Origin of the sequence: Zymobacter sp. IVIA_12111.31 C1, from assembly GCF_047495495.1 — a bacterium.
Lineage (GTDB): Bacteria > Pseudomonadota > Gammaproteobacteria > Pseudomonadales > Halomonadaceae > Zymobacter.
Genome location: NZ_CP179930.1, coordinates 2606405 through 2626022 on the forward strand (window position 1 = coordinate 2606405; position 19618 = coordinate 2626022).

21 protein-coding genes are annotated in these 19618 nt (G+C 58.1%); 4 read left to right on the top strand and 17 right to left on the bottom strand.

Translation table 11 applies throughout. The annotated features are described in order from the left end of the window. Positions 1-25 precede the first annotated feature (25 nt). The 5 genes from ACMHYW_RS11600 to ACMHYW_RS11620 all read right to left on the bottom strand — a co-directional run bounded on the left by ACMHYW_RS11600 (position 26) and on the right by ACMHYW_RS11620 (position 4890). Positions 26-409 (bottom strand): hypothetical protein, encoded by a 384-nt coding sequence (locus tag ACMHYW_RS11600; RefSeq protein WP_414500050.1) that lies wholly within the window; start codon positions 407-409, stop codon positions 26-28. Then, the gene (locus ACMHYW_RS11605) at positions 402-1745 is read right to left on the bottom strand and encodes a phosphatase PAP2/dual specificity phosphatase family protein (protein WP_414500051.1); all 1344 of its coding nucleotides are present in this window, start codon (positions 1743-1745) and stop codon (positions 402-404) included. Before ACMHYW_RS11605 ends, ACMHYW_RS11600 begins: the two co-directional genes overlap by 8 nt. After that, positions 1700-3463: a bifunctional alpha/beta hydrolase/class I SAM-dependent methyltransferase gene (locus ACMHYW_RS11610; protein ID WP_414500052.1), complete on the bottom strand. Its 1764-nt coding sequence runs from the start codon at positions 3461-3463 to the stop codon at positions 1700-1702. Before ACMHYW_RS11610 ends, ACMHYW_RS11605 begins: the two co-directional genes overlap by 46 nt. Positions 3464-3585: 122 nt before the next feature. After that, positions 3586-4182 (bottom strand): CDP-alcohol phosphatidyltransferase family protein, encoded by a 597-nt coding sequence (locus ACMHYW_RS11615; RefSeq protein WP_414500053.1) that lies wholly within the window; start codon positions 4180-4182, stop codon positions 3586-3588. Between the two features lie 387 nt (positions 4183-4569). After that, complete coding sequence (locus ACMHYW_RS11620) at positions 4570-4890, bottom strand: zinc-ribbon domain-containing protein (RefSeq protein ID WP_414500054.1); 321 nt, start codon at positions 4888-4890, stop codon at positions 4570-4572. 469 nt (positions 4891-5359) lie between these two features. Between ACMHYW_RS11620 and ACMHYW_RS11625 the strand changes: the two genes are divergently transcribed. From ACMHYW_RS11625 to ACMHYW_RS11635, 3 genes are all read left to right on the top strand, one after another. Further along, positions 5360-5944 (top strand): YdcF family protein, encoded by a 585-nt coding sequence (locus tag ACMHYW_RS11625; protein WP_414500055.1) that lies wholly within the window; start codon positions 5360-5362, stop codon positions 5942-5944. Positions 5945-6004: 60 nt separating this feature from the next. Beyond that, entirely contained in the window at positions 6005-6361 is a 357-nt protein-coding gene (locus ACMHYW_RS11630) for a YkvA family protein (protein WP_414500056.1), read from the top strand. 242 nt (positions 6362-6603) lie between these two features. After that, on the top strand, positions 6604-7296 hold the full coding sequence (locus ACMHYW_RS11635) for a hypothetical protein (RefSeq protein ID WP_414500057.1): 693 nt from the start codon (positions 6604-6606) through the stop codon (positions 7294-7296). Between the two features lie 127 nt (positions 7297-7423). Here the strand turns inward: ACMHYW_RS11635 and ACMHYW_RS11640 are convergent, their stop codons facing one another. Beyond that, on the bottom strand, positions 7424-7819 hold the full coding sequence (locus ACMHYW_RS11640; protein WP_414500058.1) for an HPP family protein: 396 nt from the start codon (positions 7817-7819) through the stop codon (positions 7424-7426). A 202-nt stretch (positions 7820-8021) separates the two neighbouring features. On the opposite strand from ACMHYW_RS11640, the gene ACMHYW_RS11645 reads away from it, so the two are divergent. Next, positions 8022-8579, top strand: coding sequence for a TetR/AcrR family transcriptional regulator (locus ACMHYW_RS11645; protein ID WP_414500059.1), 558 nt, complete (start codon positions 8022-8024; stop codon positions 8577-8579). 36 nt (positions 8580-8615) lie between these two features. Here the strand turns inward: ACMHYW_RS11645 and ACMHYW_RS11650 are convergent, their stop codons facing one another. The 11 genes from ACMHYW_RS11650 to ACMHYW_RS11700 form a co-directional block, all read right to left on the bottom strand. Beyond that, entirely contained in the window at positions 8616-9224 is a 609-nt protein-coding gene (locus ACMHYW_RS11650) for an HD domain-containing protein (protein ID WP_414500060.1), read from the bottom strand. Positions 9225-9507: 283 nt separating this feature from the next. Further along, on the bottom strand, positions 9508-10518 hold the full coding sequence (locus ACMHYW_RS11655) for a phage late control D family protein (RefSeq protein WP_414500061.1): 1011 nt from the start codon (positions 10516-10518) through the stop codon (positions 9508-9510). A 10-nt stretch (positions 10519-10528) separates the two neighbouring features. Then, entirely contained in the window at positions 10529-10741 is a 213-nt protein-coding gene (locus ACMHYW_RS11660; RefSeq protein WP_414500062.1) for a tail protein X, read from the bottom strand. Then, a complete protein-coding gene (locus ACMHYW_RS11665) occupies positions 10731-11117 on the bottom strand; it encodes a phage tail protein (protein ID WP_414500063.1) in 387 nt (128 codons plus the stop codon). The genes ACMHYW_RS11660 and ACMHYW_RS11665 overlap by 11 nt, the downstream gene beginning before the upstream one ends. A gap of 17 nt (positions 11118-11134) precedes the next feature. Then, positions 11135-14296: a phage tail tape measure protein gene (locus tag ACMHYW_RS11670; RefSeq protein WP_414500064.1), complete on the bottom strand. Its 3162-nt coding sequence runs from the start codon at positions 14294-14296 to the stop codon at positions 11135-11137. Between the two features lie 132 nt (positions 14297-14428). Continuing rightward, positions 14429-15004 (bottom strand): phage tail assembly protein, encoded by a 576-nt coding sequence (locus ACMHYW_RS11675; RefSeq protein WP_414500065.1) that lies wholly within the window; start codon positions 15002-15004, stop codon positions 14429-14431. Between the two features lie 150 nt (positions 15005-15154). Then, the gene (locus ACMHYW_RS11680) at positions 15155-15664 is read right to left on the bottom strand and encodes a phage major tail tube protein (RefSeq protein WP_414500066.1); all 510 of its coding nucleotides are present in this window, start codon (positions 15662-15664) and stop codon (positions 15155-15157) included. Beyond that, on the bottom strand, positions 15657-16847 hold the full coding sequence (locus ACMHYW_RS11685) for a phage tail protein (RefSeq protein WP_414500067.1): 1191 nt from the start codon (positions 16845-16847) through the stop codon (positions 15657-15659). The genes ACMHYW_RS11680 and ACMHYW_RS11685 overlap by 8 nt, the downstream gene beginning before the upstream one ends. An 11-nt stretch (positions 16848-16858) precedes the next feature. Continuing rightward, a complete protein-coding gene (locus tag ACMHYW_RS11690) occupies positions 16859-17044 on the bottom strand; it encodes a hypothetical protein (protein WP_414500068.1) in 186 nt (61 codons plus the stop codon). Between the two features lie 98 nt (positions 17045-17142). Beyond that, a complete protein-coding gene (locus tag ACMHYW_RS11695) occupies positions 17143-18414 on the bottom strand; it encodes a phage tail protein (RefSeq protein WP_414500069.1) in 1272 nt (423 codons plus the stop codon). 20 nt (positions 18415-18434) lie between these two features. Beyond that, positions 18435-19610, bottom strand: a complete 1176-nt coding sequence (locus tag ACMHYW_RS11700) for a phage tail protein (RefSeq protein ID WP_414500070.1) — start codon at positions 19608-19610, stop codon at positions 18435-18437. Positions 19611-19618 lie beyond the last annotated feature (8 nt).

Here is a 19618-nt window from a genome sequence, read left to right on the forward strand (position 1 = left end):
GCGCCAGTGGTCGTTTAATGACGGCCTATGGTACCCACCACAACGCGGCAGCGGCCACTACCCACAGTACGACGACCAGCACCAGCACACGCTTCAGCCAGCGCAGTGCGCCTTGCTGGCGCTCAGCCAGACTCAGCGAGCGTAGCCGCGGGCGCTGCCACATCTCGGCCAGTTCCGCACCAAATGCGTCGCTCTCAAAAGCGCCTTCACGCATCACGATGAAGTACTGCTGGTCGAGCCATAGCCGCCAGCAGCCGTACCAGCCCACCCCAACCAGCACGAACAGCCCCGACGCAACCGACGGGCACGGTATTAGCAGCGCCACAACCAAAGGCGGCAGCGTGGCCAACCACAGCGGACGCCAGCTTCTCAGTGTGGCGATCAATAGTGAAAGAGAGGCGTCAGCCATGCGCGTACCCTTGATGCCAATCGGTCAGATAGGCCGCGGTCTGTTCCGGCAGCAGAATCTGCGGCCGTGCGGTGCGTACGCGCTGGATCGCCTCATCGGCAGAAGAGGCATGGTGATAGGCCAGTAGCCATGCCGAGACCACCAAGGCACTGCGGGTCAAGCCGAGCGCACAGTGCACCAGCACGGTCTCATGTTGCTGGTGCAGCGCTTCCAGCGCTCTGACAGCCTGGCTCAGCGTTGGGCTATCCGGCAGCGTCAGATCAAGCATGGGAACGGCTAGATACGCACTTTCGGTGGCAACAGCTGCTCGGGGAAACTCGCTGGTCAGATCAAGCACCGCACCAGCCGCTATAGGTTGCCGAGGAAAGGCACCGAGGCTGACACCTTCATGCACAGTAGAGTGCGCCGGAACGCGCCGCATGTAATAGCGCACCGTCGCCCAAGCTCCCCAGCGCCACGGCAGTAGCAAACAGCGTGCAGCATAAGACAGCTGCCCCTGTTCGTCCTTCTGTAGCGCCGCGACCCCAAGCCCAGCATAGCTAAGGGCGATGATGCCCAGCGCGATGGCGAACCACCACAGCCACGGCAGCAAACAGGCCAGTCCCCCGCAGATCAGCACTCCCACCGCATAGCGACAGGCCAACTGGCGGCGACGTGCATCGGGAACCTGCCAGCGCCAGCCGCCCTGTTCGGGTATCAGCCAGCTGATGAACAGCCCCACACCTGCCCCGCTCACCACGTCGATGACATGATGCTGCCATGTGGTCAGTACTGAAACGGCGATCAGCAGAAACCCACCCGTGTTAACGATACTCATCAGGCCCTGCACATGACGGCGATAATGGCACCACAGCAGCCAGCACAGAATGATGTGCAGCGAAGGCGACTGGTTGAACGGTAAGTCGAACTGTTCCAGCTGATGGAACAGCCAACCGAACATTCCGGTCACTTCTGGCCGGATGAACGAAAAGCGCAGCGGAAACAGTAGGAAGCCGACACAGGCCAGCACCGACGCCAGCGCAAGCCGCGCGACCAGTCGATGCAGTTCCTGACGCGACGTGCAGACGAACAGCGCCAGCCCGTACAGCAGATCAAGGCTCCAGTATGGAATGATCGTCCACGGCAGGAACGGGATGTGATGTTCCCAACCAAAGACGATACTGCCCACTTCTTCTCGCGACAGGGTGAACTGATTGACCTGTCCATAGGTAAGAAAGAAGAACGGTGCCAGTACCGCCAGCCACAGCACAGCGATGCCCCAGAGACGGTACCGGCGCTCGGGCCGCGCGGTCATGACGCGCGTCGCACGGCCAGAGAAACCGTGAAGATGCCCCATTCGTCGATCAGCTGAGCACACTTCTCGAAGCCCGCTTCCTCGACCAGCGCATCCATTTCACCCTGCGAGCGCACACGCATTACCCACGGTTGCCCGTCACGATGGCTGGTCAGCGACCACGCGATGGTCTTCAGCTGTGGGTGCCACGGCTGACCGGTGTAGACCAGCAGACCGCCGTCAGGAATGGCGTCGGCCAACCCCGCCAGCGACGCACGGATAAGCTCGTTGTCGGGGAAAAGCTCATACAGACCAGACACAATGCCCAGCGTCGGCTGCGGGGCCAGTGACGACAGCGATACGCGATCAAAGGCATTACCCTGCTCGAAATGCGCCACCGCTGCCAGCCCACGCTCTGCAATCAACGCTTGCCCTTTCTGCACGTTCAGCTCGCTGTAGTCGCGCAGCAGAATATCCTCAACGCCCTCGACCTGCTGCAGCGCATCCAGCACATAGCGCCCGTGACCTGCGGCGATATCGACGACGCGCACCGGCATATCGTTGGCCTGCAAGCGCGCAACGGCCTCCTGGATCAGCTGCTGCAGGTGCACCTTACGCTGACGGATGCCTTTCCAGCCAACGCTGTCCAGATAGCCACGGTCGATCAGACGACCCAGCGCATTGCGGCCACGCGCGTCATTTTGATAGACGTAATCCAGCGTGCTGCCCGAATCAAAGCCGGTATCGAACCCCAGTCGCACCCCGTCGGACTGTGTCCCGAGCGCCTTCATGCCATAGCGCAGCGCACGGTAGGCGAGATCCTCTGCTGAAAACGGCACTGGGCCAGCGGCCAGCGCGCGCCATGTGTCCGCGCTCGGGCTCCAGCGGTCTTCATGCTGATAGTCAATGCGTTGCGGCGACATTGCGTACAGCGTCGTGATGAAGTCGCGCATTTTGTCGATCGCCAGGTGGCGGTCTTTCTCACCAAGCGTGTCGTGATAGAACCCCGGCAGCACGTGCATTTCCTTCACCGGGCTGCGCAGCCCCTCGAAGAAGTCGATCTGAGGCTGGCGATGCACGACATAGTCGCTGCCGGATACCAGCATCTGCGTCGGCAGTGTGATCGCCGAGGCATCACTGACGATACGTTCTGCCGTTCGATACAGTGCCAGCAGGATGTTGACGGAAATAGCACGGGTGATCAGCGGATCGCTGTTGAAACTGGCGATGCGTTCGGGGTCATGGGTGAGGTACTTGCCCTTAACGTAGGAATTGACGAAGAACAGCCCACGCCAATGCTGCATCAACGCCAGCCCCGTGCGGGCGAACGGCACGTACAGCTTGACCTTGAATGCGGGCGAGGCCAGCACCAGCCCGCGAATCTTCGGTGCATAGTCGTGTGCCCATGCAGCGACCAACACCGCCCCCACGCTCTGCGCCACGACGGTGACATCTTCCAGCGCGACACCGCTGTCCTGCGCGGCAAAGCGCACGAACTCATCGACATCGCGAATGGAGCGCCCCAGCGAAGGGCTGTGACCACGTTCGCCGGGAGAGCGGCCGTGACCACGGGCATCCCACGCATAGAACGCCGCCTCCGGCAGCTGCAGTTCATCGACGATATGCTGTAAGCGTCCGGAGTGTTCGTGACCACGGTGGAACATGACGATCACCTTGCGCGGTGTCATGCCCTGCTCGGCAGGCCAGTGGCGGTAGAACAGCGCGGTATGATCGCTAGTGCTAAACGTGCCCTCGACGGGCATGCGAGTAGTTTCGGTCATATTGAATTTTCCCTGCCAAAATAATCATCTGCGCTATAGGCGCTTTGTTGTGAAGGGCGGTAAGGCCCCTTTCGTCGGCGGTTTCCGCTTATGTCTTTGACCACGAAACCGCTGCGATGGCGTCACTCGGCGGCCAGTGCGGCGCGGCAACGGTTAACAACCGTCCAGCCCAGCAGAATACAGACCACACACCAAACGATATTGTTGTACGCCAGCAGCGACGGCCAGAGCGCTATGCACAGCCCCCATGCGCCGAAAATCAGCGCGCGGTCGCTCTTACCGCAAGGACCGGCATAGTTGCGCTTGCCGATCTGCGTCTGTACCAGAATGCCGCTGAACTCGGTCAGGATGGCCAGAACCACCATCAGCACGACCAGCATGCCCGAGCTGAAAGGCAGCAGCGCGAACGGCAGGTACAGTGCGGCATCGGAAATCACGTCACCCAATTCGTTCAACAGTGCCCCTAACCGGCTCTGCTGATTGAATTCACGCGCCAGCATGCCGTCGATAGCATTGAGCGCCATACGAACGAACAGGAAGACCGGCAGTGCAATCAGAAAGACAGGCGACGGGCTGAGCGCAAAGGCCACCCCGGCAATGACCGACATCACCAGTGCCAGCAGTGTGACCTGATTGGCAGTAACGCCGCGGGCATGCAGGCACCGCAGTAGTGGTCGCAGCAGCGCCTGAAAGCGCGGTTTTATATCGTAGAGCGTCATGAGTGTTCCCCCTGATGAATGACATGAATGATGACGCAGGATGGCGGCAGCCCTTATGGACCAGCGCCGGAGACAATGCAGGTTCAGCATGCGCAGGGGAAAAGGTGGCCGCTTTCCACACGCACAATCGGTGCAGAACGTCAGGCACGATACGACAGGAACTCCCCTTAACATGCATCGAAATGCGTTCAGACTCGCCATTATGGCAACATCGAACGAAAGGCCTTACTCGCTATGGCGCACCGTTTATCACGCGTGGGCGCTCAGCGATAAATAAAATCGACGGGCAGAGACGACAAGCCGGTATATGACACTCGGCGACAGGCTTGAAGGAGCCGTGACGCAGGCTCCTCTTCCCTTCCCGTGTAAATGCAGCGTGCGGCGATTTCAGTTCCAGATGGGGCGTCGATCACTGCACAGCGCAATCAGGTCGATCAACCACGCAATCGGGCAGATCCACAGCGGTGCCAGAATCGGCAGACAAACAGTCCATGCCAGCAGGTTGCCAATAAGGATGGCCACGCCAGCGCCGATATCACCGCAGATAAAACGGTGAATACCGAGCGGCCACAGGAAAATGCACAGTAGGATACTGGCCGCCTTAGAGGCCTTATTTCGATGAAGCGCGGGAGTAAAAACGTAGCCGCACCTCGTGCAACTCTGTGCATTGTCGGCCAATTCGGCGGCACAGCTTTGACAGTATTTCATAGTATCCCCTTGCAGGCTGATGGCAGCGCTAACGGTTTATTTATAATCTCAAAAACAGAGGTGACATCCCCGTGTCAGGCCGCCGAATATACCATAACGCCCGTCAAAGCCGTGAGCGCTGCATCGCGCCAGTCCATTGCCGCCAATACCCCGTCATTCGGGGCCACAGAGTAGCGCGGTGCTTGATTTCAGCCCCATCATCCTCATATAAAGACATTATCACCACACTGCTTATCCACTCGGTACATCACTGCTAGCTCGCCACCGTTATTACCCACCGCATTATGGCAATAGCAATACAGCCATCGTCATGTGCTTATCGCCGCCAAGTGCCGATACGACACGATCGAACATCAACCCACGGCATGACCCCAAACCAGAAGCTAGATCAGCCAGCACGCGGGACAATGTTCTCGGCAAGGAAAGCTTTGGTACACTCCTGCTCCTCACGATATCAAGGCGATAATAAATGAAGACCATACTGTCATGGTGTGTAGGGATCGTGGTGCTGATTGCACTGCTGGGGGCAACGCTGATCTGTGTCGTGGGCATGCGCAACGATGTGCAGCCCAGTGACGTGGCGATCGTTCTGGGATCGAAGGTCGAGGATAACGGTACGCCATCCGTTCACCTGCGCATTCGTCTGGACCGCACCGTAGAACTGTACAACGCGGGCATGGTGCCGATGATTATTGTCAGCGGTGGACCGGGCGTCCCCGCGCACCCCGAGCCGATCGTCATGCGTGACTACCTGATCGCTCATGGTGTGCCTGCTTCGGCCATCGTGCTCGACAATACCGGCATCAACACAGCGGCCACGGCACGCAACGCGGTACCCCTCATGGCGGAACACGGCTTCCACAGCGTGATCGTGGTCAGCGAGTATTTCCACGTGCCGCGTACGCGACTGGCCTTCGCCCAGCAGGGTATACACGACGTGCACTACGCACGTGCTGGCTATCCACTGCCGCGTGATCTGCTGGCTATCGCTCGCGAAACCGTTGGGCTGCCGCTGTACTGGCTGGGTATGCGCCAGTCGGATACGGCGGAATGACCGCACGGGAGATAACGTTCTCTCGACGGTAGCACCTTTACTATTCATGGAGCACATACGATGTCGCACCAGGAAAACGACGCTGACCGCTATCGTCAGCACTACAGCGAAGAAGGGTTCTGGAAAAAACTGGCCAGCTCATCGCGTAAGGCCGGACGCAAGGCACTGAACCCCGCGCTGCGCATGTACTATTCGGCACGCGATCCGTCGACCCCGCTGTGGGCAAAGACGACGCTGTACGGCGCACTGGGCTACTTCATTTCGCCCATCGACGCTATTCCCGACCTGACGCCGGTGCTCGGCTATACCGATGATATCGGCGTCATGGCGGCAGCGACGGCCGTCGTGGCCGTTCATATCACCAAAGAACACATCAAAAAGGCCGAAGAACAGGTCGAGCGCTGGCTCGGCAAATAAGCCAGCGGGATACCTACGACAGGGACGTCGTATCCCCCTTGATGGTGGCAACATCGCTGAGCATTAAGTCAGTGGTTGCACGTCATGCGTTCTTATTAGGTCGACAAAACAAGAGGCTAGGCAGGCACGCCTCTTCTGACAGGTGACATCGCGTTCGCGCCCATGCACCATCCCTGCGCGTTACTCAAAAGGTAACTTATCAGACAGCATACGCTGCCTGAACAACGGATGGATACAGCGACATGGACGTAACAGAAGTAGTGCACTGGGGACGCGATCTGGACGAATACTGCCAGATGTTCGCGCTGACGGATCAGGACCTCGACAAGCGTATTCTGGGCTGCAGCGATGGGCCTGCCTGTTTTAATGCCGAAATGACCCGTCAAAAACGCAGCGTCGTCTCTTTCGACCCACTTTACGGCCTGCCCCTTGCGCATATCGAAGAACGCGTCCGACAAGGGTCAGAATTCGGCCGTTCGTATTCGAGCACCCATCGTCACGACCTATTCCGCTGGGAAACTCAAGGGTATACCGACGTAGACGATGTTGCCGACCGCCATGATGCCGCCATGTCTTTGTTCTTAGAGGATTTCCGGACAGAAGGTGAAGGTCAACGCTACGTGGCGGGCGGTCTTCCAGAATTGCCTTTTGCCGATGACAGCTTCGATCTGGCGCTATGCGGGCACTTCCTCTTTCTATATAGCCACTTGCTGTCACTTCGCTACCACCTCGACAGCATTCATCAGCTACTGCGCGTAGCACGCGAAGTGCGTATTCATCCGCTGATCGACTTGACGCCAGCACGTTCACCCTATGTTGAACCGGTCATGAACGCGCTGCGCGCAGAAGGACACCACGTCAACCTACTGGATCTCGGCAGCTATGAACGTCTTGCAAACGGCGGCAACACAACGCTGCAAATTTGCCGCCGGTAGCGACCTAGGGACGGTTTCATAACCTGAGCGATGGCTTCTGCCCTTTCTAAAATAGCCGGTTTCTCGCGCAATGCTGTGGTTTGACGTCCCTTCAATGGCACAGGTATTGGGGTTATAAAACAGGCTTTTAGTACCAGTAAACCGGCCAGCGCACAGGGTGGCGGCGCAGGCGATGCAGCAGCCAGGCAATCACGACGAGAGTGACCGCACCGGCCAGCACAGGTGTGACCAAAAACGTCCAGCTGTGCATGCCCGCCAGTGTGATCATCAAAGGGTTGCCTCCCGCGGGAGGATGCACCACACGCAGTGCCTGCATCGCAGCAATGCCTAGCCCCGTCGCCAGCGCACAGACCCACAGGCTATCACCGAGCAGGTTTATTGCCGCCAACCCAATGAACGTGGTCAGCACGTGACCACCGATCACATTGCGCGGCTGAGCCAGCGGTGCATTGTGCACAGCAATACGCACGATGCACCGAAGGATGCGATCAACAGCGGCACGCTCGACTGCAGCGCAAGCCATGCCAGCGCACCAATACCCAGCGTACCCCCGATGAATCCCAGCAGAATGTCACGCCACTCAGGGCGGGCCGGCGCTGCAGAGCGCCATCGAGATCGAGGTTGAGAAGACACGCGCACCACTCCATGATAATGTACAGACAGGTCTGTACACTACGCCGCATGACCACCGCTGTAAACCCCACTCCAAACGCCAAGGAGCGTCTATGAGCAAACGGACGGATATCCTGGAAACGGCCTTGGCACTCTTCAATGCCAATGGCTATATCGCTGTCGGTGTCGATCGCATCCGCGACGAAGCGGGGGCCTCCAAGATGACGCTATACAAGCATTTTCCCAGCAAGGACGTACTGATTCGGGAAGTACTGGCACTGCGCCATCAACAGTTGGCCGACGCCATCACTCGCGCCGTTGAGGCCGCGCCCAAGCCTGAAGAACGGCTGCGCTGCCTGCTCGAGTGGCACCATCAATGGTTCAAGCAGCCGGATTTTCATGGCTGCATGTTCATCAAGGCACTGGATGAGCACCCCCGCCATGCCGCTATCATCGACGCGGTGCGCCGACACAAACAGTGGCTGACGCAGCTCATCGCGACGCTGCTGGCAGAGATGGGAACGTCCGACACCGAACAGTGGGCCGCCGTGCTCTGCATGCAGCTGGACGGCGCGATCGTTCATGCCGCTCTGTTCGACGACCCGACGGCAGCCGACCGCGCCTGGCAGGTGGCCTGCCGTGTACCCGGATGCCTCAAGGAGAACGGCTAGGGCATCTCCTTCGCTATGTCAGGTTGAACAGCGACTTTACTGCGCGCTGGCATCACCGTCAGAGAGCGGCGCTTTTGCATGCCGTGGCCGCGTCTGCCAGTGCTCAACGATCGCGCAGGCTTCCGCATACAGCGTTGGATCGCCTTCCTTGAGTCCCGGCAGGCTTATGGCCATCTCATCCATGAAGATGCGGGCGAACCCCTTGCCGTAACGACGAATCGTGATGCTGTTGTCGATAAGATCGGCCAACTTGACGGTCTTGCAGGCTGGCGACTGCTGGGCCGAGTGTGCGTGGTCGATCGCCTTACGCACCTTGCGGTTGCCATCTTCCAGCCGCGAGACATCGGTCAGCCCAGCCACCAGAACGGCAACTTCAGCTCCGAACTCCCGCTGAATCTCTTCAATGGTGACGGCAGTATCTTCAACCACATCGTGCAACCAGGCGGCCGCGATCATGTCAGGCGTATGCGGCACGCTGGCAACCCGTTCGGCAACGCGCTGTGGGTGCACGATATAAGGGTCGTCGGTGTACTTGCGCCGCTGGTCGATGGCGGCATGGGCTGCGGTGGCAAAGGTGCGTGCACGCTCAATGAGCCATTGCCCAGCATCAAGCGGCGTCATCACGACGGTCGTCGGCTCAGTCATACGGCCTATCCTTCCTTTTGTTCTGGTGTTCTGGCAGCAACGTCTGCCGCTGGTCATCTCTCTTACGGTACCCCACATCAAGTACGAAGTGCATCAATGCGGCTACGTCCCTGATAACAAAAGTGTTGCTGCTTTGCGCCGCTTCTTTCAGTGGTATGCGGGAGACCCTGCATCATTACAGGAAAATGCCCCGGCACGAGCAGAAAGCAAGTGCCCGAAACGACAAAAAGCCCCCGCCACAAAGGCGGGGGAGAACGTGTCGATGCACGGCGCCATAGCAAAGCTATGACGCAGGTCGGGTCGCTTCTATTTCGCAGACATAGCCTGCGCCGGAGCCGTTGGACGCCGTCACTTTGTCGATGGACCAACTGCCGCGCATGGCTTGCGGCCACGTATCATCGAGCTGGATAAGCCCTTCGGCAGCCAGCAATGGATTGCCGGGCACCCGCAGCGAGATTCGGGCGCGCTCGCGCTGCTTGCGTCGGTGCTCGTTTTCGGCCGCCACCGTGGCGTCCTTTTCACTCGCCCACGTCTGCTGAAGGGTCATGAACGGTGCTTCACCCACCGTCACGGTATTGCCCTGCGCCTTCTTGTCATCCCACCACTTGGCCTTACAGCCCGAATATAGCGGCCGCGAGTCGTAGCTCACCGAGGCGTCGATAAAGCAGTGCTCGTCCGGCTGCTGGTTCTGCGGTACCGAGTAGGTGATCGTCGGCAGCGTTTCACCCGAGATCATTTTCACATTGCCGCGCCGCGCCATGACGTACAGGCTGTTCCACGGTTTGGCAACCGCATCGTAGCGGCCCGCGATACGGGTCATAAACGACATATCGGTTTCATTGGTCTGGTCGATATGCTCGATCACGATACCGTCCAGCGCCCCTTCGATGCGGGGCGAAAAGCCGTGCCGAGCGGTCAATTGCCGAAAGAGATTGCCCAGCGTAATGGGGCCGTAGCTGGCCGAGCGTCGTTCACGGAAGCCGGTATCGTCGGCTTTCTGGAACGGCGCGGCCGTCGCCTCGATATCAATTTGAGGTGGAAACAGATGGCATTCAACGGACGAGATGATGAACTCGCCTTTGTCGATGACCTCACTTTCCCGATAGCCCACGTGCAGGCTGATCTTCTCTCCCTCAGCAGGCATACCATCGACGCCGTGGGTATCGACCTTCAGCGTCAGCTTGTCGGATTCGATACCCGAGGCGTCGACGTGCGACCAGCTGATAAGCCGCGCATTGATCAGTGCTTCGTGGGCACCGTGCACGGTCACTTTCGGGGTATAACCTATGCTCATGATGTCGCCCTCAATCCCATACCGTAACGGCTTGACGCACTTCGGCGTCACGCGCCTCCAGCACGGGAAGGCGGACGATCACCCCAGCTGGTAGGATGGGCCCGTATTCTGCCAGCCCCAGATTGAGCGCCCACAGGGCTTCCTCGGCATCATCGTCGCTGCGTCCCGTTTCGCGGTACAGCAGCGCATTGACGGTATCGCCTGCGCGTGTCCTAACCCACATTGGCAAACTCCTTCAGCTCCAGATCCCAGTCGATAACCATCGCGGTACCATCATCAATGATCTGTGACTGGTTCTCGGCAATCGATTCGATCCGATAGCGCCCCCAGTTACGTCCCAGTGCGTCGATCAACGACCACGGCTGGCGAGAGGCCTGCATCTTACGCAGCGTATCCAGTCCTGCCATGCCGGCCGACCGGAAGGCCGTGCCTTTCAGACGCAGGCTTTCCAGCCCTTGGCCGTTGTTGTAGGAAAAGGGCTTGGCATCGATCAGCTCGATTTCCTTCCACCCACCGCTGGTGGTCCTCGACAGGGACTCATAAGGGAAACCGGAGGCAATGGAAAAGGCAAAATCGCCCAGCATCATTTGTATATACATGCGTTGTCTCCTAGTGCTCAGCCGTTAGCCGCGTCGGTCAGGCCAGCATTCATACGGCGATCCAGCGGACTGCTTGCAACAGGGTGGCCACCCGCCAGCTCGCTGCGCAGACGCTGGAGCAGCTGGTCTATCAGCTGTTGGTTCTGGGCGGCATCACCGCTGGCGTGAAGCGTGACATTAACGTTCTGTGTCACGGTGGTGTTGGTGCTGGAAGTGCTGTTGACGACCGCATCCGCTTTGGATTTCGGGTCGTCGAGGCGCGATGCAGGCAGCGTCTTGGACGCGTCCATGGTTTTAGTTTTCAGCGCGCTGTCGTCATCGCCGAAGAAGTAATCCCAGAGGCGCTTGGGCGTGTTGCTGTCAGGCAACAGCGACAGTGCATGTTCCTTGAGAGAGGCCAGCATCTGTCCGCCCTGTTCGCGGAGGTGGGTCCAGATTTCACGGCCGCGTTCGGCCAGAGAACCTGCCAGCGACTTGAGCGAGTCGATACCCAGCAGATTCGAGGCGGCGCCTTTCAGTGAATTCACCAGCGTACGGCCCTGCTCGCGTACGGACTGCCATACACGACGGCCCATGCCTGCGAGCGTCTGACCGATCGAGTCGAACGGCACCTTGCTCAGCAGGCCTTTTGCCGTACTAAACAGATGCGAACCTTGATCACGGATCGTCTGCCAAGCGCTGGAACCCAGCTCGGCGATTTTCCCGCCGATCGCCTTGAACGGTACTGCGTTCAGCATGCCCTTGGCCGCACCGGTAACGGAGTTCAGCATGCTGCTGCCTTTCTCGCGCAGAGACTGCCAGGCACTGCTTCCCATATCGGCCAGCTTGCTGCCCATCGACTTCATGGTATCCATGCTGGGTAACAGCATGGTCAGCGGTGAGGCTCTTTTGGCGATAGTGGCCGCTTTGCTCAGCCAGCCTTCGTTCTGCTCGCCGTCCTTCTTATCCTTGCTACCGCCGGTGAACCAGTCGTAGACGCCCGCAGCCTTGTCGCCCAGCCATTCACCGGCCGCGCTACCGCCGAGGCTCCCCAGTACGCCCCCGACGATCCCCCCGATGGCCGTACCCACCACGGGCACGACCGAGCCGATCGCGGCCCCCGCAGCGGCACCCGCCAAGCCACCGCCCCAACCACCGGCAGCGGAACCTGCCGCCTTGCCGACCTGATGGGAATCACCATTGGCGAGCCCTTCCGCCAGATTCCAGCCGTCTTGCAGCAAGCCCAGCGGTTTAAAGAGCTTACCGGCCAGTTTACCGGCACCTTTCAGGGCACCGCTGCCCATCACTTTGGAAACCAGACCACCGCCACCGGAGAATATCCCCGCTGCTTTGGACATCAGCCCGCTGCCACCTTTGAATAGCGACGCGCCCTTCGACATCACACCATGCAGCAGGCCATCGCCGCTGAGCAGCTCGCTTCCGAGCCCGGCCAGCGCGATCTTTCCGATACGCGAACCGCCAAGCCGTCCAAGAAAGCCGCCGAACTTCGTGCGCCCAAAGCGTTTCAGCATGGCCCTCGCCTGACGTACAGCGCGATTGCCCTTCCTACCCCCCCTGCGCCCTCCACGTTTACCCGACCGTTCAAAGTCACTGTCACCGCCAAAGCCATCGGCGGAAGATGCCGTGGAGTCCAACTCGGCAATACGCAGAGCCAGCTTGTGGACAGCGCCAGCAGCCTTCTTAGCATTTGAGGCCAGCGCGGTATTACCGGAACGACCACTAGAACCGCCCCCGAAGATATTCTTGACGTCGGAAGCAAGGAACTTGAGGCCAGAGAAGGCGGCTTTGAAGCCTATCGCTACCGCTTTGCCTGCCATAAGCGTTGCCGCAATCCCCCCGATCCCCTTCATAAGCGCTGGGTGCGCTTCAAGGAAATTGTTCAGGCCGCGCACCAGCAGGGTCACGTCGTCGACCACCGCCTTGGTCACCGGCACCAGCGATTCACTCATCAACAGCGAAAAGCGTTCGAACTCGCTGTTCATCTGGCCAAAATGCACCTTGGCCGTGTCGTTGATGGCGGCGGCCTTGCCCGCCATCGTATCGCTGGCAGCAACGGGATATTTTTCCTTGCCGTCTTTGTCGATCTCCGAATGCGTCTTCAGACGCGCTTCGCGCAGCTGGTCACCCAAAGAGGTTTTCTGACCATCCTGTTCTTCAGTCTTCAACGCCCTGACGATCTTCTGACCGTCAGCGCCGAACAGCTGTGTGGCCAGCTTCATTTGCGCGGCCGGGTCCATATCGCCCAGCTTGTCGAGCAGCCCGTTAAGCGTGCCCATCATGTCTTTCTGCATGGCGGCATACAGCTCAGCGCCACTGCCGAAGCCCAACCGCTTAGCGTCGCCTGCCGACAGATTGCCGGCCGTCGAGAAGCTCTTCATCATGCTGGCAAAGCTGCTGCTGGCTTCGCCCTGATCCATGCCCCCTTTCAGCAGTGTGGCAACCAACGCCGCACTGTCTTCCTTGGAAACACCAATTTTGTCAGCCCAAGCCCCGCTGGTTGCTAACGCGCCGCCGATCTCACTGACGCGAACCTCCAACGCACTGCCGACCGCTGTCATCCGGTCACCGAATCGGGTGAATTCTTCTTCCGATTTGATGCCTAGCTTGTCATGCAGGTCTCTTACGACAGCGTCAGCTTCCTTAAATGAGGTTCCTGTCGCGGCCGCATACAGACCAATGTTGCGGGTATAGGCGCCCAGCGTATCGGCGTTGGCGCCTTCAAGACTGTGCGATTGCACAGCCTCCTGTTGAGCCTGAAGGATCGCATCACGATCACCGCCGGAGGCCACGATGTTCTTATCAGAGGCCAAGCTGCGATTGAGAGTCGCCAGGTGCTGGCGCATCTCTTCGTTGAACCCTGGGATCGACTGGCCGATCAGGGCAATCTTGGCATCAAAGTCTGCCCCCTTCTGGGCCAGCTGGACCAGCTTGTCCAACTTCTCCTTGCAGGCCTTGAGTTCCCCCAGCGCACCACTGCCACCCTTCGAGTCGCCATCACCACCGCTTCCGCCGGCACTCTTCTTCTCGCCGTCGTCACCGCCCGCTCCTGCCTTGGCGGCATCCAGGCTGGCCAGCATGACGCCCAACTGCACGGCTGACGCCTGCAGATCGTTCAGACGCTTAGTGGTCCGCTCGAACTGCAGGCTCATCTTGTTAAATTCAGAACTTGCATCTGCCACCAGACTACTCCTCACTCGCGCCCAGACGCTTGAGGGCTAGCTCGTAGCGTCTGAAGGCTTTTGCAGCGTCCCATTCCAGTACCTCTCGCTCACTGACGTGATAGACCAGCGGTACGATGTCCGTGATGGTCTCTACATCCCGGTCTGAAACGAGTCCGCCGTTTCGTTCAAAAAATCGTTGATGCGCTCCTGCAGCGTGTTCCAGTCCGGTACCGAGAGCAGCGCCAGATCCGGCAGCATCAGGCCTGTACAGTGCGCCGTGATGAATTCCGCGCGTTCATACGCTGTCTTGTACTTGGTCATCAGGCGCGACGCCTTGAGCGTCGGCACGGCCAGCGTCACGGAGGTGATCTGCTCACCGTTGACGGTGATCGGCAGCAGCAGCTCCGGCGCATCCGGGTCCTGACGAGCCGCGCGGTCGCTACCCATGAAGTGCGCCGCATCCTGAGTCACCAGCTCGGCAATGCGCACGGCCAGCGAGTTGTAGTCAGGACGGCGCAGCTCCTCCAGCACACTGGCGTCAACGCCACTGCTGACGGACAGCAGTTGGATCAGTCGATCGTCATCGTCGCCATAGGCGTCGATGATGCGTGCGTGATCACCATGAAGGATCGGCTTCAGCGCAAGCGTGTCGATCGTCGTGCCATCGGCAGCGGTCAGCGGCCAATGCAGGGAGTACGCGTCGATGGTCCAAGTCGCTACGGTCATGGGTTTTTCCTCTATAAATAAGGCAAGTAATCGGAAAACGTCTGGTGGGATGCCAGAAACGGCGCGACCGCCAGTGAAAGGCGGTCGCAATGGACATGCAGAAGTGGAGCGCTGCCGTAATAGCAGGGCAGCGCGATCAACGGGGCAGGTTTACACCATCAGCACAGCGCGGCGGATATCGCTCATGATGTCGCCGCAGCCGAGGTCGATGACCTGCGTGTTGAGGTTAATGTTAACGACGGGCAAGCCATCGTCAGTACGCTGATAACGGAACACCGCCAGCTTGATGTCGGTCTGCGGCAGCTCACCCATCTTGAGGGTCTTTTCTTTTACCGAGATCAGACGTCCACCGATGGAGTGGTGCGTGCTGGTGGTATCGCCCCCCGTGGTCTTGCCCGCTTCGCGGACATCAAGCATGACCGTACCGCCTTCCAGCACACCCAGCTCTTTGAGCAGAACGCCGCCGACGCCGTTGATGGTGATGGAGGCTTCCATCTCTTTCAGGCCGGTCATGATCTTGTCGGGAGCGAAGCGTCCACCGCGGACGGACTTCATTTCTTTTTCGATGGTCGGCGGCTCGAAGGATTCGATCTGCTGCATGATCGGCATGCCTTGTAGCGTGCCAGCAAGCATCAAGCGTGAACGTTCGTTATTAGCCATTGAGGACCCCCTCGAGGAATTTTGCAGTTAAGCTGTCATCAGCATTGATGGTGTACACCATGGTTTCGTTCGGGCTGTACTGGCCGTAGTTGAGGACGATGTACCATTTACCGTTCTTGTAGTTTTCGAGCGTGTTCAGCTCAGGGTGCAGGTAGCACTCAAACACCGGCACGACCTGATCTGCGACGAGCGTTTGGCCCCAGTCGGAAATGCCCTTGACCTGCTGTTCCATGAAGGACTTGGTCAGCTGCTCGGCCATGGCTTTTTGTGCCGCCTTGACCAGCTTGCGTGCGATGGCATAACGCAGGCCCACATGACTGATGAACTCACCCATCAGCGAACGGTTACCGATCAGCGAATAGCCGCCCATCGTGGTGCGAGCGAAGTAGCTGATGCCGTAACGGTTGAGCAGATCCCCATCGGTAGTGCGATCAAGGATGTTGTAGTTGACGACGCGCGTCATGTCCGTCGCGTTGACCCCTTGGTTGCCCGGGGATTCCCACGGTTTCTTGGCCGCCATCGCGCCGACAGCCAGCACGGACGGTGCTACAGCGATATCGCCCTTGGCCGCTTTGGAGTAGATCTTCGGCATCGGATAGGCCACGTAGGCCGCTTCATAGCCAAGGCCCGCACCGCCGACCGACTTGCTGTAATTGACGACGTCAGCGGTCGCCACGTCCGGCGCATCAAGAATGACCAGCGCCATCATACGTTGAGCGATGGACGCCATTTCACTGCGCAGTCCATCCATATGGCTGTAGCCCGGGCAAGCGATCAGGGTCGGCACTTCAGCGCAGGTCGGCAGCAGGCGCAGACCGGTCAGACGATCGGTGCCGGCTTCAACACCACCAATGATGTTGTTCATCGTCGCGGTCTGATCAAGCGTACCGTCTTCTTTCTTCACTTCAGGCACAACGACCACGTAGATCGTGACCGATGTCTTCTTCAGCGTTTCGTAAACGCAGTGGTAGAGCGAACCCGCTTCGTGGCCCGCCACATCCAGCTTCGCCAAGTCAGACAGGCTCGCAATGCGGAAAGGCGTGTTAAACGCGATGGAAGCATCCTTGTCTGGTGCAGTGCCCACCAGACCGACAACGTGTCCCCCCAGCGACCCGAGTGATTCCGGGCTCTTCGTGAACTTAACGTCGACACCGTTATGCTCGAAATTAGTGATCTCAGGCATGAATCATGTCCTTATTTGATGATGTTGTTTTTCTTGACGTCTTTTTCAGAAGCGTCGGTTTTCAAGGTGATGCGACCCACGCGCAGCAACTGCGCCGCTTCGACATCCAGCAGAGCGACGGTGTTACCCGCCTCCGCCCAGTGACCGCCCGCCAGAGGGAACGGCACGACAACGGTATAGTCACGAGTAGTGGCCATGGTTGTTTTCTCCAGATAACAAAAAACCGCCGAATGGCGGTTTGAGGGGTATACAGGTACAGCGGCGTTATCGCGTCCTGTTATAAAGAGGAAATAATTTAATATTTGATGCAGGCAAGCAGAGCAACGTTACGAGGACGCGTTTCATTCCCGCCGGTTGAATTGATGGAATGGGCGCGCACAGCAGCACCACCCGTTATAGAACCTCGTACAGGATCAGCATTGTCGTTGATACTTGCCGCAGAATTTGTTGTATTGACACTGTGAGTATGAGATTTCAGCTCATCACTTTGCTGAGAACCGAATACCCTACCATTATCAACACCACGCCCTTTATCCCAGCCCCGAATGAACTCACCACGAAGATCTGGCAAATTAAAGGTAGTGCTGCCATCTCCGCTACCAAAGGTGGTGCCAATAGCACTGAAAAGATTAGCGTAATACTCTCGCGAAACAGGAGAACCATCTGCGATAAGATAACCAGTAGGAGCGGCCTGGCTCGCTGTATATATAATCGTTCCCGCTGCTGCCACACCTAGCTCGACCCAAGGTTCATCCCAGTCAGCGCTACCAAAATAGCTCATGCGCTGAAAAGTACGAGTACCATCTCGGTGCTGAATATATTGCTGAACAAGCGCTCCATTCGATTTTTCAACAATCAGGATTCCGAACCAATAAGAAGCAGGCGGAGCACCGTTGCCTTTGTTGTTTCCCTCGCTAGGTCCGACGCTGTAAATACCTGGGGTCTTGAACGTATTCCAATCAGCATCATGGGAAAGATGACCAGATCTCTCTACCAAAGAGCCTCTAATGCCGTCGATTTCTTTCCGCCACTCGCTATTGCCTTCTTCAATAGCCTTTTGAAATTTTTCACCCTGTTGGCCTACTAAGGTGGATACATTTTGCACACGATCATCGACATACTGTCGCGTAGCTAACACAACAGAAGGGTCGACTTTAAGCGTAATCGCATCGGAGCTTAATACCTGAATAACGATACTTACCGTCTGGGTAGTGCTCGCGCCTTCTGTCAGTAGCGGCTTATACTGCTCAGGGTAATTACCGATAGCAATAAGATCGCCATCCTTGTCATACAGACCAACTTCGCGAATCCACCAGCCCCCGATATCCGGGGCCAGCACCTGCTCAAAAATCACCCACGCGTTGTTATGCTCATCAACCTTGGCACTGTTTATGGACGAACGATAGCGTTCTTTTACAAGTGAAGTAGCATTGCTTTGTGGTTTTGGAAGACTACCATCCCCATCCCCTAATGCCATCTGAGCTATTTCAATCTTCTGGCCAATGCGGATGGCCTCCGCAATTTTAGAGGCTCCTTTATCAGTCAGGATAGTATAATGTTCAGTCATCGCTATACCTTATATGGTATTTATATTTTTATACATGCCAGTAACGCAATATTTCTAGGTCTAATAGTAACCCATGATTTCGATGCATTGGTCGAAGTAAAGTCAATAGAATTTGCATAAAGGCTGTTATCTTCAGAGCTATTCGAATTATCTTTTACGCTTGTTCCATTGGGAGTTTTAGGATCGACAACTAAGCTATCTTTAATAGATAAACCTTGGTTATCGACGCTTGAATACCACAAACCAATAGACTTTCCTTGATCATCTGGCCAAGTAGGCCCCATCTCTGTGCGTAGCGCTGTTGGTGCTTGCCAGCTCCCAATCTGTCGCCCGCTGTCCACGCCGCGTCCGTTATCCCAGCCGCGAATGAACTCGCCGCGGAGGTCAGGCAGGTTGAAGGTGGTGCTGCCGTCCCCCCCACCAAACGTGGTGCCGATGGCGGCAAATAGGCGAGCATATGTCTGGCGCGATACGGCACTACCGTTGGCGGCGAGGTAACCTTCTGGGGCATTGCTCATCGCGACGTGGATCACGGTGCCGGCCGGTACAAGGGCATCAATCAGCTTGCGGGCCTCTACCAGCTGGGCGGTATCGGCCACTTCAATCTTCGAGCCTTCAAGGCTTGCCAGCGCATCATTGCTGTGGGTCATGCGAGCCGCAGCCTGCACTCCCAGCCCTTCAATCGCTTTGTTCAATTCGTCCTTGGACGCCTTGCGGTCTTCAAGCCCTTGCACAGCACTCTCAAGGTCTTTACGTGTCGCCAGTACAACGGCGGGGTCGACATTAAGCGTAATAGCGGCCGAGCTCAGTACCTGAATCACGACGCGAACGGTCTGGGTCGTGCTGGCACCTTCCGTCAGCAGCGGCTTGTACTGTTCGGGATAATTGCCGATGGCGATAAGATCACCGTCGGTGTCATAAAGCGCGACTTCTCGAATCCACCAGCCCCCTACGTCCGGCGCGAGGATCTGCTCAAAGATCACCCAGGCATCATTCTTGGCATCCACAGACGCCGAGTTGATCTGTGCGCGGTAGCGTTCGTTGACCAGCGCTTTGGCGCTGCCATCGGGCTGAGGCAGGGTACCGTTGCCATCGCCCAGCGCCATCTCACGGATTTCAATACGCGAGCCGGAGCGCAGAGCATTGGCCACCTTGGTAGCGCCCACATCGGTCAGAATCGTGTAGTGATTAGCCATATGTCGTC

What these genes read in the sequence shown, in the direction of transcription:
- ACMHYW_RS11690 (WP_414500068.1), bottom strand. Translation starts at nt 17,044, where the DNA reads ATGGCCACTACTCGTGACTATACCGTTGTCGTGCCGTTCCCTCTGGCG.
- ACMHYW_RS11625 (WP_414500055.1), top strand. Translation starts at nt 5,360, where the DNA reads ATGAAGACCATACTGTCATGGTGTGTAGGGATCGTGGTGCTGATTGCA.
- ACMHYW_RS11700 (WP_414500070.1), bottom strand. Translation starts at nt 19,610, where the DNA reads ATGGCTAATCACTACACGATTCTGACCGATGTGGGCGCTACCAAGGTG.
- ACMHYW_RS11620 (WP_414500054.1), bottom strand. Translation starts at nt 4,890, where the DNA reads ATGAAATACTGTCAAAGCTGTGCCGCCGAATTGGCCGACAATGCACAG.
- ACMHYW_RS11610 (WP_414500052.1), bottom strand. Translation starts at nt 3,463, where the DNA reads ATGACCGAAACTACTCGCATGCCCGTCGAGGGCACGTTTAGCACTAGC.
- ACMHYW_RS11655 (WP_414500061.1), bottom strand. Translation starts at nt 10,518, where the DNA reads ATGAGCATAGGTTATACCCCGAAAGTGACCGTGCACGGTGCCCACGAA.
- ACMHYW_RS11660 (WP_414500062.1), bottom strand. Translation starts at nt 10,741, where the DNA reads ATGTGGGTTAGGACACGCGCAGGCGATACCGTCAATGCGCTGCTGTAC.
- ACMHYW_RS11675 (WP_414500065.1), bottom strand. Translation starts at nt 15,004, where the DNA reads ATGACCGTAGCGACTTGGACCATCGACGCGTACTCCCTGCATTGGCCG.
- ACMHYW_RS11630 (WP_414500056.1), top strand. Translation starts at nt 6,005, where the DNA reads ATGTCGCACCAGGAAAACGACGCTGACCGCTATCGTCAGCACTACAGC.
- ACMHYW_RS11685 (WP_414500067.1), bottom strand. Translation starts at nt 16,847, where the DNA reads ATGCCTGAGATCACTAATTTCGAGCATAACGGTGTCGACGTTAAGTTC.
- ACMHYW_RS11695 (WP_414500069.1), bottom strand. Translation starts at nt 18,414, where the DNA reads ATGACTGAACATTATACTATCCTGACTGATAAAGGAGCCTCTAAAATT.
- ACMHYW_RS11645 (WP_414500059.1), top strand. Translation starts at nt 8,022, where the DNA reads ATGAGCAAACGGACGGATATCCTGGAAACGGCCTTGGCACTCTTCAAT.
- ACMHYW_RS11605 (WP_414500051.1), bottom strand. Translation starts at nt 1,745, where the DNA reads ATGGGGCATCTTCACGGTTTCTCTGGCCGTGCGACGCGCGTCATGACC.
- ACMHYW_RS11600 (WP_414500050.1), bottom strand. Translation starts at nt 409, where the DNA reads ATGGCTGACGCCTCTCTTTCACTATTGATCGCCACACTGAGAAGCTGG.
- ACMHYW_RS11615 (WP_414500053.1), bottom strand. Translation starts at nt 4,182, where the DNA reads ATGACGCTCTACGATATAAAACCGCGCTTTCAGGCGCTGCTGCGACCA.
- ACMHYW_RS11650 (WP_414500060.1), bottom strand. Translation starts at nt 9,224, where the DNA reads ATGACTGAGCCGACGACCGTCGTGATGACGCCGCTTGATGCTGGGCAA.
- ACMHYW_RS11665 (WP_414500063.1), bottom strand. Translation starts at nt 11,117, where the DNA reads ATGTATATACAAATGATGCTGGGCGATTTTGCCTTTTCCATTGCCTCC.
- ACMHYW_RS11680 (WP_414500066.1), bottom strand. Translation starts at nt 15,664, where the DNA reads ATGGCTAATAACGAACGTTCACGCTTGATGCTTGCTGGCACGCTACAA.
- ACMHYW_RS11635 (WP_414500057.1), top strand. Translation starts at nt 6,604, where the DNA reads ATGGACGTAACAGAAGTAGTGCACTGGGGACGCGATCTGGACGAATAC.
- ACMHYW_RS11640 (WP_414500058.1), bottom strand. Translation starts at nt 7,819, where the DNA reads ATGGCTTGCGCTGCAGTCGAGCGTGCCGCTGTTGATCGCATCCTTCGG.